This window comes from Microcoleus sp. FACHB-SPT15 (assembly GCF_014849525.1).
In the GTDB taxonomy this organism is placed as follows: domain Bacteria; phylum Cyanobacteriota; class Cyanobacteriia; order Cyanobacteriales; family Coleofasciculaceae; genus Symplocastrum; species Symplocastrum torsivum.
This window is the reverse complement of record NZ_JACJNU010000065.1, coordinates 96,484-111,010: the sequence shown is the minus strand read 5'-3', so window position 1 is coordinate 111,010 and position 14,527 is coordinate 96,484. Positions and strand designations below refer to the sequence as shown.

General features: G+C 46.7%; 17 protein-coding genes. 8 read left to right on the top strand and 9 right to left on the bottom strand.

Going from position 1 to position 14,527, the window contains the following annotated elements:
* Nucleotides 1-138 precede the first annotated feature (138 nt).
* The 5 genes from H6F98_RS28725 (at nucleotide 139) to H6F98_RS28705 (ending at nucleotide 5,865) form a co-directional block, all read left to right on the top strand.
* Nucleotides 139-369, top strand: coding sequence for a type II toxin-antitoxin system CcdA family antitoxin (locus H6F98_RS28725; RefSeq protein ID WP_192222152.1), 231 nt, complete (start codon nucleotides 139-141; stop codon nucleotides 367-369).
* Nucleotides 370-542: 173 nt separating this feature from the next.
* The gene (locus H6F98_RS28720; protein WP_242058738.1) at nucleotides 543-2,204 is read left to right on the top strand and encodes an ATP-binding protein; all 1,662 of its coding nucleotides are present in this window, start codon (nucleotides 543-545) and stop codon (nucleotides 2,202-2,204) included.
* Nucleotides 2,205-2,325: 121 nt separating this feature from the next.
* Entirely contained in the window at nucleotides 2,326-2,976 is a 651-nt protein-coding gene (locus H6F98_RS28715) for a DUF3386 domain-containing protein (RefSeq protein ID WP_192222150.1), read from the top strand.
* 166 nt (nucleotides 2,977-3,142) lie between these two features.
* Nucleotides 3,143-3,385: a NifU family protein gene (locus H6F98_RS28710; RefSeq protein WP_192222149.1), complete on the top strand. Its 243-nt coding sequence runs from the start codon at nucleotides 3,143-3,145 to the stop codon at nucleotides 3,383-3,385.
* 233 nt (nucleotides 3,386-3,618) lie between these two features.
* Entirely contained in the window at nucleotides 3,619-5,865 is a 2,247-nt protein-coding gene (locus H6F98_RS28705) for a glycoside hydrolase (RefSeq protein ID WP_192222148.1), read from the top strand.
* A gap of 277 nt (nucleotides 5,866-6,142) precedes the next feature.
* Here the strand turns inward: H6F98_RS28705 and H6F98_RS28700 are convergent, their stop codons facing one another.
* Together H6F98_RS28700 and H6F98_RS28695 are read right to left on the bottom strand one after the other, a co-directional pair.
* Entirely contained in the window at nucleotides 6,143-7,123 is a 981-nt protein-coding gene (locus tag H6F98_RS28700) for a calcium-binding protein (protein WP_192222147.1), read from the bottom strand.
* A 353-nt stretch (nucleotides 7,124-7,476) separates the two neighbouring features.
* The gene (locus H6F98_RS28695; protein ID WP_192222146.1) at nucleotides 7,477-7,965 is read right to left on the bottom strand and encodes a hypothetical protein; all 489 of its coding nucleotides are present in this window, start codon (nucleotides 7,963-7,965) and stop codon (nucleotides 7,477-7,479) included.
* A gap of 175 nt (nucleotides 7,966-8,140) precedes the next feature.
* Between H6F98_RS28695 and H6F98_RS34255 the strand changes: the two genes are divergently transcribed.
* Nucleotides 8,141-8,269: a hypothetical protein gene (locus tag H6F98_RS34255; protein WP_277927622.1), complete on the top strand. Its 129-nt coding sequence runs from the start codon at nucleotides 8,141-8,143 to the stop codon at nucleotides 8,267-8,269.
* Nucleotides 8,270-8,336: 67 nt separating this feature from the next.
* Here H6F98_RS34255 and H6F98_RS28690 read toward each other — a convergent pair whose 3' ends face one another.
* The 4 genes from H6F98_RS28690 to H6F98_RS28675 form a co-directional block, all read right to left on the bottom strand.
* Nucleotides 8,337-8,579, bottom strand: coding sequence for a TIGR02450 family Trp-rich protein (locus H6F98_RS28690; RefSeq protein ID WP_192222145.1), 243 nt, complete (start codon nucleotides 8,577-8,579; stop codon nucleotides 8,337-8,339).
* Between the two features lie 18 nt (nucleotides 8,580-8,597).
* Nucleotides 8,598-9,203, bottom strand: coding sequence for a rhomboid family intramembrane serine protease (locus H6F98_RS28685; RefSeq protein ID WP_192222144.1), 606 nt, complete (start codon nucleotides 9,201-9,203; stop codon nucleotides 8,598-8,600).
* 50 nt (nucleotides 9,204-9,253) lie between these two features.
* Nucleotides 9,254-11,245: a S9 family peptidase gene (locus H6F98_RS28680; RefSeq protein ID WP_192222143.1), complete on the bottom strand. Its 1,992-nt coding sequence runs from the start codon at nucleotides 11,243-11,245 to the stop codon at nucleotides 9,254-9,256.
* An 85-nt stretch (nucleotides 11,246-11,330) separates the two neighbouring features.
* Complete coding sequence (locus tag H6F98_RS28675; protein ID WP_192222142.1) at nucleotides 11,331-11,852, bottom strand: DUF1499 domain-containing protein; 522 nt, start codon at nucleotides 11,850-11,852, stop codon at nucleotides 11,331-11,333.
* A gap of 213 nt (nucleotides 11,853-12,065) precedes the next feature.
* Here H6F98_RS28675 and H6F98_RS28670 point away from each other — a divergent pair, with 213 nt between their 5' ends.
* Together H6F98_RS28670 and H6F98_RS28665 are read left to right on the top strand one after the other, a co-directional pair.
* Nucleotides 12,066-12,284 carry a hypothetical protein gene (locus tag H6F98_RS28670; protein WP_192222141.1) on the top strand — a complete coding sequence of 73 codons (219 nt, stop codon included), beginning with the start codon at nucleotides 12,066-12,068 and terminating at the stop codon, nucleotides 12,282-12,284.
* 160 nt (nucleotides 12,285-12,444) lie between these two features.
* On the top strand, nucleotides 12,445-12,669 hold the full coding sequence (locus H6F98_RS28665) for a hypothetical protein (protein ID WP_192222140.1): 225 nt from the start codon (nucleotides 12,445-12,447) through the stop codon (nucleotides 12,667-12,669).
* Between the two features lie 247 nt (nucleotides 12,670-12,916).
* On the opposite strand, the gene H6F98_RS28660 is transcribed toward H6F98_RS28665, so the two are convergent.
* The 3 genes from H6F98_RS28660 to H6F98_RS28650 all read right to left on the bottom strand — a co-directional run bounded on the left by H6F98_RS28660 (nucleotide 12,917) and on the right by H6F98_RS28650 (nucleotide 14,527).
* Nucleotides 12,917-13,156, bottom strand: a complete 240-nt coding sequence (locus H6F98_RS28660) for a hypothetical protein (protein ID WP_206759687.1) — start codon at nucleotides 13,154-13,156, stop codon at nucleotides 12,917-12,919.
* A gap of 80 nt (nucleotides 13,157-13,236) precedes the next feature.
* Nucleotides 13,237-14,157, bottom strand: a complete 921-nt coding sequence (gene truB / locus H6F98_RS28655; protein ID WP_192222138.1) for a tRNA pseudouridine(55) synthase TruB — start codon at nucleotides 14,155-14,157, stop codon at nucleotides 13,237-13,239.
* Between the two features lie 22 nt (nucleotides 14,158-14,179).
* Complete coding sequence (locus tag H6F98_RS28650) at nucleotides 14,180-14,527, bottom strand: DUF1963 domain-containing protein (RefSeq protein ID WP_192222137.1); 348 nt, start codon at nucleotides 14,525-14,527, stop codon at nucleotides 14,180-14,182.

Here is a 14,527-nt window from a genome sequence, read left to right as displayed (position 1 = left end):
ACTAAAGCGGGAGACATACTGGAGATGGCATGATTGGAAAAGGTTAATAAAACTGCATAAATTTCAGCAAGCCCAGACCCTTGGCGTGTCAAGGGCTAGTTAACGTAAGATGAATAAGAGGAACTGAACATACCTAACATGAACAATCATGCCGTACATCGAGAGCGTTCAGCGGATAAGGAGGAAATTTCCATCCATCTGGACTCAGACCTGTTAGAACAAATCAAGCACTTGACTAACGATCCAAGTAAGGTCATTGAGACAGCAATTCGTCAGTGGCTTCGAGGTGAACGGGAACGAGATGATGAACTGACCCGTACATTAGATCGAAATCCGCCCGTACCACCACGAGGTGAATGGAACGATTGAGATAAAACAGGTAAAGGACTCATGCGCGTGAAATTGTGCCTGAGGCTCCCGGCTGTTTTGGTTGCATTTACGCCCGATAGCTTCAGCTAATCCTTTAACGTTTGCAGTTTCCAGGTGTCTTCTGAATGACTGCTCCTGCTAATCTACAATGTCCTCGATCTGGGTATAGCAATATGGAATCGGCTACTGCAGTAGGCAAGCAAGGCTTTTTGCAGGGGTTGGGGTCCGAGCTTGTGTTTACTCAGGATGCATCTGGTCAGTACCACTCGTTTTATTGGCAAGCGGCTGAGCGCTATGGTCTGGCGAACGAGCAAGTGCTAGGACTTCCCCTAATTGATACGTTTCGCCCGATCGCCTTAGAAGCGTATCGGGAGCAAATTCAACGAATTTTGGAACAACGGACTCCTGAGCGTTGCATCCATTCGTTTTGTTACCAAGATCAATTTTTCCCGTTTGAGTTGGTCATCAGCCCAATTTTGCAAGCTGATGGCACCACGAGAGTTCTGGTGATGGGTCACCTGTTGCCTGAAGCATCGGTTCAGACGGTGATCGACTCTCTGATGCCCTTAAGTTTAGACCCCAATCAAAAACTCCTAACCCAGATTGCCCGTAAGATTCGTCGGACACTCGACCTAGATACGATTTGGCAGGAGACGGTGAAGAGCTTGGGGAAAGCGCTACAGGTAACTCGCTGTACCATCTGCTCGTACAGACCCAATGCTCTAGAAGTCAAGGTAAAGGCAGAGTATTCTCAAGACTCATCAGCGTCAACGGTAGGCAAATCCCTGAAACTGAGTGCTGAACCTGACCTAAAGCAAGCCCTCATGAGTCGGGAGCCAGTCGTAGTAGAGATAGCCGCAAAAGCTAATACTCCGGCGCAGTCGGTGCTGGTTGTTTCTACTTCCGACAAAGACGAACCCAATGGTTTAATTCGATTGCAACAATGCGATCGCCATCGTCAATGGAGTGAGGCAGAAATTGAGTTGGTGCGCGAACTCGCAGAACAAGTTGGAACTGCGATCGCTCATGCTACGTTGTACAAGCAGTTAGAAGAAGCGCGTGAGCAAGCCGAAGCGGTGTCTCGCCTTAAGAGTCAGTTCCTCGCCAACACAACTCACGAACTGCGGACTCCCCTCAATGGCATTATCTGTAGCCTCAAGCTGATTATCGACGGAATGGTTGATACATCAGAGGAACAGAGTGAATTCATTGATGATGCTCATCGTTCAGCCCTGCATCTACTGGATATTATCAACGACATCCTGGATATTGCCAAAATCGAAGCTGGCAAAATGGAGCTTGAACTTAGTCAAGTCAAGCTTCGTGAACTGATGAATGATGTCAGAAACTTTACTCAAAATCAAGCACAACAAAAGAACCTCAGCCTGAATATTGAATTACCTTCCACCCATGATGATGTGATTCTGTACGGCAACTATCAACGGCTGTTGCAGGTGCTGCTGAATTTGATTGGCAACGCGATTAAATTTACCCACGAAGGCGGCGTAACCGTGAGTGCGGAGGTTCTCAAGAAAAAGGTAACCTTCAAAGATCAGGAACTTCCTGGATTGGTAAAAGTTCGGGTGGCAGATACCGGGATTGGAGTTTCGCTCGATAAGCAAGACAAACTGTTTCAATCCTTCAGTCAGGTGGATGGTGAGCGCACTCGGCAATATGGTGGTACTGGTTTAGGGTTGACCATCTCCCAAAAACTGGTAGAAACGATGGGTGGGGTCGTCAATTTTTACAGCATGGGCGAAGGACTAGGTTCGACGGTAACGTTCACGGTGCCGTTATATCAGGAGCCTGTGATGATTTCTAGCCAACCAGACTGATAAAACAGATTGAATTATTTAACGCTTAGTCTTTGGTGTCAAAACGGTTGAATTTTCTTGCAGACGCTCCAAGCCTCTGCAAAGATTTTTAAACTAGAGAGGTTGATTGCATAAAGATCTTATGACAGAGCAAAAAAGCGCTCGTGAGTTGTTTCAATCTGCCTACGAAAACCGCTACACTTGGGACAAAAACTTCCCTGGCTACACGGCTGATGTCCAGTTGCAGCAGGGTGATGAAGTCTATACAGGTACCGTTCACATTAGTCCTAAACTAGCTGTAGAAGTCACTGGAGTAGACGACGAGAAAGCAAAAGAGGACATTGTAAATCAGTTACGCGAAATTACTATTCATCGCGTTCGCCGTACTTTTGAAGAATCCCACGGTAAAAATACCTTCGACTTTGGTGAAACGGATGAAACCGGAGCGGTGGAAATCCTGGTGAGTGGTAAGGCGATGGGCGATCGCTATAAAATCCGTAATAACGAAGTGAGCCTCGTCCACCGTCACATCCACGGTATTGTCGTCACCATCAACACCTTTAGCAGTCTCGATACGGGTGAAGGCTATCTGGCTAGCCGTTATGATTCCGTGTATCACGATGTTAAAACGGGTGAACTTAAGGGAGGTAGCCAATCTGAAGATAGTTATGAGAAGGTTGGCGATTACTACATCATGACCCGTCGCATGATCCAATCAGAGCAAGACGGCAAGCCAATCACTACTGAGTATTCCTTCTCAAATGTGAAGCTGTTGCAACCTGTAGCCGTCTGAGCAAAATCCTAAGTGCTAAGTGTTGAGTTGACACAGGCTCTTAGTGGTAAGCTCAAAGCTTACTTGGCTCACTTTGAACAGAGCTAGGATGAATGTAGTGGCAAGGGACGTGACTCGTCCCGTCTGGTTTGTGCGTACCCACTATCAACAACATTAAAGGTGAATTATGTCCGAAACATTGGCACTAACTTCTGAAAACGTCGAAACGGTTTTGGATGAAATGCGTCCTTACCTAATGGCTGATGGCGGCAATGTTGAACTCGTTGAGTTGGATGGACCCATTGTTAAACTCCGGCTTCAAGGAGCTTGTGGCTCTTGCCCCAGTTCAGCAATGACTTTGAGAATGGGGATTGAGCGCCGTTTGCGCGAATTTATCCCTGAAATTGCTGAAGTTGAACAAGTCTTTTAACAAGCGCCTGTGCCTTTAAAGGGCATAACTTAACATCAATCGTTTGGTAAGAGGTGAGAGGTAAGAGGTAAGGCAAGACCCTAATCTCTCACCTCTTGCTTTTCAAAAGCATTCCCCAGTAAGTCAGTTAAATGTACAACAGCTTAATTTTGAGTTAAGGGTTAAGAGTTATAGAGTTAGAGAGCTACCATCAATCAGCTCAACTCCTAACACTAAACTTTTAACTCTCAACTATGGCTCATCCGTTATACGTCGCCTTTATCTGGCACCAGCACCAGCCACTGTATAAATGCCGTGATAGCGCCTCGGTTGCTCCAGGGCAATACCGTCTACCTTGGGTGCGATTACATGGTACGAAAGATTACTTGGATTTAGTGCTACTGCTGGAGCGCTATCCAAAGTTGCATCAAACAGTGAACTTAGTTCCGTCGCTGATTTTGCAGCTCGAAGATTACATCGCGGGTACTGCCTTCGACCCTTATCTGGCAGTAGCGCTAACGCCCACAGAACAGCTAAATACTGGACAACGGCAATTCATTATTGAGCATTTCTTTGATGGCAATCACCACACGCTGATTGACCCCCACCCTCGCTATGCTGAGTTGTACTGGACGCGGCAGGATAAGGGAAGGGCGTGGTGTTTAGACAATTGGACAGAGCAAGACTATAGTGACCTGCTAGCATGGCACAACTTGAGCTGGATTGACCCGCTATTTTGGGATGATCCAGAGATTGAGGGATGGTTAAAGCAGGAGCGCAATTTTACTTTAGGCGATCGCCAACGGATTTTCTCAAAACAAAGAGAAATCCTCAGTCGGATTATTCCTCAGCACCGGAAAATGCAAGATGCGGGGCAACTGGAAGTGACGACAACGCCTTACACTCACCCAATATTACCTCTACTGGCAGATACAAACGTTGGGCAACGGGCTGTGCCAAACATGACCCTACCGCAGTCTCGCTTCCAGTGGGAAGAGGACATTCCTCGGCATCTTAACAAAGCTTGGGAAATGTACAAAGACCGCTTCGGTCGCGCTCCGCGTGGCTTATGGCCTTCAGAGCAGTCTGTTAGCCCAGAGATTTTACCTTATATTGCCCAAACAGGGTTTGAATGGATTTGCTCCGATGAGGCTGTCTTGGGTTGTACACTAAAGCACTTTTTCCACCGAGATGAAGCGGGGAATGTTTCAGAACCAGAGTTGCTTTATCGTCCTTATCGTTTGGAAACCCCTCATGGTCCGCTATCAATTGTATTTCGAGACCATCGATTATCGGATTTAATTGGCTTTACTTATGGAGCCATGGAGCCAAAACAGGCTGCGGCTGATCTAGTGGGACACTTAGAAGCGATCGCACGTTCCCTAAAAGCTAGACAACCAGGTGGTGGAACATCGTTAGAACAGCCTTGGTTAGTCAATATTGCTTTGGATGGAGAAAATTGCTGGGAGCATTACGAAAGAGACGGTATCCCCTTCCTAGAATCACTCTATGAAAGATTCTCGCAACATCCAGAAATCAAACTGGTAACTGTGAGTGAATTTGTTGAACAGTTTCCACCTACCGAAATTCTGCCAGAAGGTCAACTGCATACTGGTTCCTGGGTCGATGGCAGCTTCACAACCTGGATTGGTGACCCAGCAAAAAATCGTGCTTGGGATTTGCTAACTGAAGCGCGGCAAGTCTTGGCCAACCACCCAGAAGCCACAGAAGAAAATAACCCAGAAGTTTGGGAAGCGCTGTATGCTGCTGAAGGTTCTGACTGGTTCTGGTGGTTTGGTGAAGGTCATACCTCAAATCAGGATGCGATGTTTGACCAACTGTTCCGGGAACATGTCTGTGCGATTTATCAGGCATTAAATGAGCCAATTCCTCCCAGCCTCAAGCAACCTGTTGAAATTCACGATGTCCGAGGAAGCCATACACCAGAAAGCTTTATCCATCCCGTCATCGACGGAATGGGAGATGAGCAGGACTGGGATAATGCGGGTCGAATTGAAATCGGAGGCGCACGCGGCACAATGCACCGCAGCAGCGATATCCAACGCCTCTGGTATGGTGTTGACCACCTTAACTTTTATTTGAGACTGGACTTCAAGGCAGGCATCCAACTGGGTAAAGATATTCCAGGTGAACTGCACCTGCTCTGGTTCTACCCTGAGCGGATAATGCACAATAGCCCTGCACCCTTGGCAGAACTACCGGATGAAGCACCGATGGACTATCTGTTCCACCACCAACTAGGGATTAATCTTCTAACCCAATCATTTTGGTTCCAGGAGGCTGGGGAACATTATCAATGGCATCCTCGTTCCAGTCGTGCCAAAGTCGCACTCAAGCAATGTTTAGAGGTTGCTGTCCCATGGGCAGACTTACAAATTGGACCAGATTCTCCACTGCGACTCGTTCTAGCTTTAGCGGATAACGGAATTTTCCGCAGTTATGTACCAGAGAATTCTTTAGTGCTAATTCAGGCACCGTGAGGCAATTCTAATTATTGTGATAGAGGCGCTAAGGTGGGCAGGAAATGTGTATCTTAGCGTCTTTGAGCTATCTAGGTTCATACAAAAAAAGCGGAAACAAAAACCTGTTAATGCGATCGCGTCTGTGCTTGTTCTAGTGAGCTTTTGTGAAGAGGTGCTGCACTAGTCTACAGTATCCGTTGCTTCGTGTTCGTTTTCTATAAGCGATCGCGTTGGGTCAGATTTAGGTTGATGAGTCAAGTCGGGATAAGATTACAATTTGCTGCTGAACAATGAATTAAGCTAAGGAAATAAAATGCTGCTCAATGGTTACGTTAGTTGAATCTTGCACAATACCAACTAAGTCGTTGTTGTAGTAAATGCCCATATCCAGTGCTGACGTGCCACTCAAGTCTGCCGATTGGAAGGAATACTGATCTAAATCACCAGAAACTTCAATACGATCAGATGACGCTTGCCAATTTGTAATTGTGGCATAGCCATCTCCCAGGTAAGAAACGCCCCACGAGCCTCCGAGGATAAATGTATCAGACCCTCTTCCGCCTGTAAGTGTGTCAAACTCTGTAGTCCCTAAGCCAGTCGTGGCATAACCATTCAGGCGGTCATTACCCTGACCCCCCGATAAAGTGTCGTTGTGAGAGCCACCTAACAGAACATCATTGCCCTTGCCACCAACCAAGCTGTCGTTGCCAAAACCACCTATCAGCGTGTCACTGCCATTTTCCCCGTATAGAGAGTCATTGCCATCGCCACCATCGAGTTCATCGTTGCCATTACCACCGTTGAGTGTGTCATTACCCGCGTTGCCGTAAACCAAGTCGTTTCCGTTACCAGCCGACAGAATGTTGCCAATGTTATTCCCTTCAAGGGTGTTGTTGAGGCTGTTGCCGTTACCTTCAGTTGCGGTGCCGTCCAACAACCTCAGGTTCTCTAGGTTGTTTCCAAGTGTGTAGCTGACATAAGAGATGACAGTGTCATTGCCTTCATTCAGGTTCTCGACTACCAAGTCATTAATGCTGTCAACCAGGTAGGAGTCGTTGCCTGTTTCTCCAGACATGTGGTCATCACCCCAACCACCACACACATAGTCATCACCACCCTGTCCATACAAGCAGTCGTTGCCCTCTCCGCCATTAAGATAATCGTTGTTAGTATTTCCCCACAACTCATCGTTACCGCCATTCCCAAGTAGTGAAGCGCTTTCAAGGCTGGTGCAAGTGTATTGGTCGTTGGCGGCGGTTCCTTGGTAAGTCGTCATTGTCTTTTGCTCCTGGGCTTCAAACTTGTTTCTTCTTTAAGTATTGAGAGCCGAGGTATACAATCACGATTGCGGAACGTCCTGTTTGCGTATACGTCCCAAATGTATACGTTGGAATGAGAAAAGTAGCTTGTAGGGACTGGGTTAAAGGGAAAGAGGTAAGAGTGAAAGGAAGACTTCCCCTAAGCTTCTCCCTTCGTCTTTATAACCTAAAGTGAATTTTGCCGTGCTATTTAAAGGCTCAGTAGCTTACCTGGCTTATGTAGTGACTTTTTGGGCAAGCGAATAAACTCGTTTAATTAACGAGTCAGAACGTTCGCCGTGAGGTATTTAGCTGTTATAAACTCTAGTTTTTACCTGGCATTAGCTGATGCCTGTTGGGCGTAGTTCAGGTTTTTTTGATACTCTACAACTTTTTGTTGGGCGACTTGATGATTTGGGTTAGCTTTCGGTACAGCCTTCATCAAGGCGATCGCTTGTTGCCAATTGGTCGCGACGGTACTCCATTGGGTTTTCGTCTTGGCAGTTTGAGTTAATTCTGCTGCACTTGTTGCTTTATTAACGGCATTGTAGAAGGCGGTAGCTGGGGATGAGGCTTGCGCGGCTGGAGCGGAGGCTTTTTGAGCAACTGGAGTGGGTGAAGCTTTGGCGGCTGGAGCGGAGGCTTTCTGGGCGACTGGAGTGGGTGAAGCTTTCGCTTTTGGTTTTGGTGCTATTGGAGCCGGTTCACTAGTTACAGCGTTACTTTCCTGATAGGCACTGTAAGCATTCCATCCAAGTAAACCAAGAATTAATAGACCTCCAACAGCAATCACATACTGAATCGGCTTTGAGATTTTCATAAGAATCAGAAATATCTAATGACTGTTGCTCCCATTGCGGCGGCTTTGTTCCACCGAGTTGAGATATTCGATGGCATCTATTAAAGCATTTGTTAGGAGTCAAGTTCTACCCAGTACTTGTAGTTAATTTATCAGTTTCGTAAACTCAAACAAGTAAGTACTCTATAGGAACGGAGTGTTTAAAAGAAGTGTGATTCAGAATGCGATCGCACATCCTGAACCTCAGAAAAATCAACTTATACCCGTTCCCATCCCTGCAACCGATGAATTTGCTCTAGAAGCAGGTAAAAGGCTTTTTCGATAGCTGATTCTCTCTGGTCTGAAGAGTTTTGACTTCCTGCGTTACTCTAACCAAGCCAGTTGTTTTGCAGCTACTGACTTTGTTCCATCTCTCCTAGAGACTGCCAGCCCGCTTGCCACAAGGAACGGTCTTTAAGTTGTTGAGCGTTGAGCCAAAAACGGACATTTGGGTCACACGAAGCAACCATTTCTGCAAAAACCCACTTTCCCTGGTTTTTGCGGTTGACGACTTGGAAATGTCGCCAACCCCAAGTTTTCTGTTGGGCTGTCCATTTGGAACCAACCAGGTAAGGAAATTTTTGCTTTCTCTGCATTTCTTGTCTTGAGCGAACTTATGAAACCTGCTTGCGCTGTGATAGGAAGCGTGCGGCGATTACTCCACCAATAAACCCAAACAAATGCCCTTCCCAAGAGACTCCTGGCTGTGTCGGTAAGACTCCCCAAATTGCGCCACCGTAGAGGAAACCGACAATCACTGAGAGCAGAATTGAGGGAATATTTCGTTCAAAGTAGCCACGCGCCAGCAGGAAACCTAGGTAGCCGAAAACAACACCACTTGCACCAATGTGAAGCCCTGATGAGCCAATCAGCCAGACACCCAACCCACTGACTAGCATTGTTATCCCAGTCACTACAAAAAAGTCACTGGTTTCTCGTAACATTACAAACCAGCCAAGAGTTAGGAAGGGTATAGTGTTGGCAATTAGATGTGCGAAATTACCATGGAGAAACGGGGCGAACAAGATACCACGAAGCCCGATTAGGTTACGCGGGAGGATACCGTACCTGTTCAGTGCCCCTCCAAGAAAAACATCCACAAACTCTAAAACCCAGATAGTGGCAACGAATCCACCTAAGATTGTCCCTTGGGTTTTCAATTCACGGGCGAGCGCTTTTGTTTCCTGATGGGCGAGCGCTTTTGTATCTTGCCTGCTCATTGTTGTATCTCTGGGGTGACGCAAATTTGTATGCTTCCAGACTAACAATTTCAGAGATTATTGATCAGCACGGGTTCCACAGCGTCCCCTGGTTCAAAGCCGAAGATACGGGAGTAGAAGTAGAATTCGCCATCTAAGGTACGTTTGATGTTCTCCGCACGACGGAACCCATGCTGTTCTCCCTCATAGGCAACATACGCTACGGGTAAACCCTTCGCCTTCAGGGATTCGACCATTATCTCTGCCTGGTTTGGCGGTACAATCTTGTCTTCTAGCCCTTGGAAGAAAATTACAGGGCAGGAGAGTTGATGGGTAAAGTGAATTGGCGATCGCGCTTCATATAAATCCTTTCGCTCTGGATAAGGCCCAATCAACCCATCCAGGTAGCGCGATTCAAATTTGTGGGTGTCGGTTGCCAACGCTTCCAAATCACTAACGCCGTAGTAGCTTGCGCCTGCTTTAAAGACATCTCGGAACGTGAGAGCGCAAAGGGTTGTATAGCCCCCAGCACTACCCCCTGCGATCGCTAATCGCTCACTATCCACTAATCCTTGCTCAGCCAAATACTTTGCACCATTAGCGCAGTCGTCAACATCAACAATGCCCCACTGGTCTTTCAATCGTTGACAATACTCCCGTCCATAGCCAGTGCTACCACCATAGTTGACATCGAGAACCGCAAATCCCCGACTTGTCCAGTATTGAACTTTTAAGTTAAACGTACTAGAGGCAGAGGCAGTGGGCCCACCGTGGCTTTTAACAATTAGTGGTGGCTTCTCTCCAGCAGGTGCCGTGTAGTCTTGATTTTGTGGGGGGTAGAAGAAGGCGTAGGCAGTCAGTTCATTATCTGTAGGAAAAGCGATCGCTTGTGGTATCGATAGATATCCCGTATTAATTTCTAACTCGCTCGACCGACGTAGCACTGAATTTTCACCTGTTGCCAAATCTATCTGGACAATTGCCGTCGGTTCTGTTGCTGAACCTGCACCAAATACTACTCGACCACTTGTTGCTTTTGGCGATGAGATATCTGTGTAAGGGGTTTCAATGACCTCTAGCTGTCTCGTTTGAAGGTCGAGACTTGCCAGTTGCCAACTCCCTTCTTGGGTATAGGTACAGATAATGCGATTGGCTGACTCAAACGCATAAGTAGACATCCCAAAAACCCACTGGGGAAGCCCAAACTCTGCTGTCATTTCACACAGTAGCTCAACTCCCTCAGCACCCCCTAACCCTTCTTTACTCAGGGGAGGTCGTCCTTGTCCTTGTGCCGCTAGGGGAGGTAGCCAGCGATAGAGATTCCACCAACCACTGCGATCAGAGACAAAGTAGAGTACACCATCCGGAGACCACTCTGGTTGAAAAATCGACTCCTCCGCCCCACCTGCAATACATCCCGCTTCTCCCATAGAACCATCGTTCTTTATCTGAGCTACCCAGAGTTGAGTCCTGTCCCAAGGCATATTCGGGTGGTTCCAGCTCAGCCACGCTAACTGAGAGTTGTCTGGGCTAAGCCGTGGAGACGAGTAGAAGTCGCTACCAGAAGCTAATACTTGGACATCTTCACCATTGACTAAGCTAATGCTGACCAACGTATTGACAGGCTCCTGCTCACTATCGGTGTGGTCTTCTTGCACACAGATAATCCGTCTTCGTTTTGAGTCAATAACAGCATCCGCATAACGTCGCTCTGCTTGTGGGGTTAAAGGCTGCGGCTCAGAGTCAGGAGTTTGCTGATAGAGGCGTTGGTCAGTGAAGTTGGAAAAGTAAATTGTGCCGTCTTTGACTGTAAAAGCACCGCCACCATACTCGTGAACGCGAGTACGGACGTTGAATGGGAACGGGGTAACATCAGTTATCTCGCCATCGGGTGTCCGTCGTACAATTACACTTCGCCCCGCTTCGGCAGGTCGTCCCTCAATCCAGTAGACATCTTCCCCATCAAGGGCAATCTGACCTAGCCCAATTGTGCCAGCGACAATCAGGTCAGCCGTGATGGGCGATTTCCAGGAACCATAAGGTGCAATTTGCGGCTCAGTCATGCGTATTCCTCTTTTATCCCATGCCTAAAGGCGAATGAATGTTAGTGGCACCCTGGACAGAGTAAATTACTTTTAACTTTAGAGTCTACACCTGGCTTTTGAGTTCGTTAAGTTTCGCTCGAATTGTTTCAATGCGTGTACGGTTCACGCCCAAATCTGACTTTCCGAGACGTGAGGCAGAGCGGACGTGAATCACCTTAGCACTGTCATCGACTAAAAATTCCACATCATCGACAAACCCCATCAACTTACTCGTAAATTCAGCGTAGAGGTAATTTCCGGTTTCGGTGATGATTTTTGTTCGCTCTTGGCTCTCGATTACTTTTTTGAGGTTTGCGATCGCTTCTGTTGGTGTTGAGTTGTAAGTTAATGGCTCAATACGGTGCTGAGCATCTTGACTTTGGCTGTTGACACAGTTAGGTGTGTTAGGGCAAGGTGCTAGCTGTCCTGATTGAATACCAATGTTCGTGGGTTTTTCTCCGGCGAACCTCATCCCTCCTGAGGAGATTAGCTTGGCACCAATCAAAGTTGCAGCAACTAACACTAAGGCAATTGAGATGATTAGTAAAATTCTGAGCGGTGATTGAGTTTGGAGTTCTCCGGTCATCTTCGTTATAAGTATTTTGCTTTAAGTCTGCTTTATGACCTTACCACTGCTGTTGTCTTTGAAAGGATGGATACACTTAGTCTATTTAGTCTGGATTACTTAAACAGGGCTAAGTCATGAATCGGCTTCGTTCAGGATAAGGGGTCTAACCCATACCCCCCAAACCGGGAAAACAAAGGATAGTAAGAACAGTGATTTTTCTCTGGTCAGAAGATGTCAACTCAAGTTCTCCTCCTGCCTGGTGCGATCGCAGATTTATTTGCCGATGTTAGCAGTTCTGGTCAAATTACTCTGGCTGACCGCTATGGTCTTATGGCGGCAATATTAGAAGAGAGGCTGACTGAAGACGAGAGAGCATCTGTTGATAGGATGCTACATGCTTGCTACCGGGGACGAATGAAGGTAGTTAGCGAGATTTCTGCGCTGTCGTAGGCTGAATGAACTGATAGATAAAAGCCCTCATTCTCTGGGAAAACTTAAACTCGCAGGTCTGCCACCAAAGTAATAATTGTAAATATTTGGCTTTCTATGTAAGCTCCTGGTAATCACTTGGCTATATTTACACCTACTCGCTAAGTGTATAGATAGGCAGATGACTAGCTTGGTATTCCTAACAGTTGGTTTCGGGGCTTCCCTAATCGCTCTGAGGACGAAAGACGAGGTTAATCGCATTGCAGCTCTAGTAGCTGGGTCAATTTTTCTGGTTTGGGGATTTGCCCTAACCCCTCAGGCATTTCAAACACTGGTTGAGGTGTCTATCATTATCCCCATTTTCTCTATTTGTATGCGCTGTTTGGGTTGTGGTTCAACCCGGTAATTATCTAGAGCAACAATACTTACGGAGAAGATCAATCAGTGCAGCGTGGAAGAAATAACCTGCCAGCTTACAGAATGAGTAAACACCCATACCAAATTTAAAAATGTTTGCGACAGATGGAGAGCAACCCATAAAACTTTGTAGAGACGTTCCGGCGGAACGTCTCTACGACTAGAACCCAAGAAGGGCTATAGAATTGATTTGGGATAACGCCTTGAATACCTGAGTGCTAAGGGAGCGGCATTAGCTAGTGCTGTTTAGGCAGGCGTACCGCTTGATAGAGCGTGAGATTGGAGTTGTACTTAGGGTCAGTACCTTTTTTCATCTGATTAACAGCTTTGATAGTTCGTCCCCATTTTTGTGCGCCAAAAGCTTGCTTGAGTTGAGAATTAGAACTGGTTTTTGACAAACCTGGAAGCTCTGATGCGAAACCAATACTTGTGATGAGGATTACGCTGATTAAAGCCGTCAATTTCATCGTCTGCACTTGCCTAAGCTAGAAGTTTGTACTTTTAGTATCGGAGGCTGAGGTTTGCGATCACGTTGACGTAATGTTTGACTTTTCAGTTAATTGCCTTTTTGTGGAACTCCAGTTTGTTCAAAAACCATCTGGGGAATTAGTAGTTGTCCTATTTCTGAGGGAATTACCTGACCGATGCCCAGAAATGTACCATCTTCGTCGTGAACTCGTATTGCTTTTGTTGAGGTGTCAGGTAAGGTACCATGCCAAGGAATACGCTGTCCTAGACACCAGCGATAGGCGGCTTCCGCGAGTAATGTAACGGCGGCTAAATGTTCTAAAGCGGCTACAGGTGGAATGGGTTGAAAGGTTCCTTCTTGGAGTTGGGTTTCTAATTCATCTAAGGTTAGGCTATCGGCTAGGTTGAAGCCGCTGCTTTGGGTACGGATGAGGGAGGCTAGGACTCCGCCAGTATTCAGGGACTCTCCTAAGTCACGCGCGATCGCACGAATGTAGGTTCCAGTACCACACGCGATCGCTACATCAATCTCTGGAAATTCCCCCGAACGCCAATCTAAAACTTCAATGTGGTAAATTTCTACTGTTCGTACTGGAACCTCAACCGTTTCACCCGCTCTCGCTAGTTCGTACAACCGTTTCCCTTTTACCTGAATCGCGCTATAAATTGGTGGGACTTGCTGAATCTTTCCTTTGAATTGCTGGAGTAAGGGTAAGACGCTCTCCAGCGTCAACGTAGTTGCTGATTTTGTGGCGATAACTTCCCCTTCCAAGTCGTCGGTTGTTGTCCTCACTCCCAATCGGATGGTTGCTTGGTAGGCTTTATCAGATTGCAAAAATTGCAACAATCGTGTTGCCTTACCCAATGCGATCGGTAGGACACCCGTAGCTGCTGGATCTAACGTTCCTCCATGTCCTACTCGCTTCAGGCGAACCAACCGCCGTACTCTGGCAACACAGTCATGGGACGTTAACCCTGCTGGTTTGTTTAAGTTTAAAAATCCTTGCACAACACGATTCTATAAATTTTGGTTAGCCACACTGCCACAAGAAAGCTAGCTGTTCTTTGTGATTTGAGCATTGGATAAGATATCCTACCCCAACATCCCCCCACATATAAGGGAGATTATCTTCTGAATCAATCTGAAAAACAAATGGCTTCATTGGTTGATGACAAGTTGGACAATCTGGATATTCAGGATATTGTACCCACTCCGGCCAACCACCTAACTTATCTCCTGTAACTGTTATGTTGTTTTCAAATAGAAAATTCGAAGTTAAAGCGCCATCCCCTTCCCGAACTATGGGTTTCCAAGCTGAGCGTCTAAGGTTACTTAATTTCTGTTTGAGTTGTTCTAATTTCAAATCAGATTCTGTCAT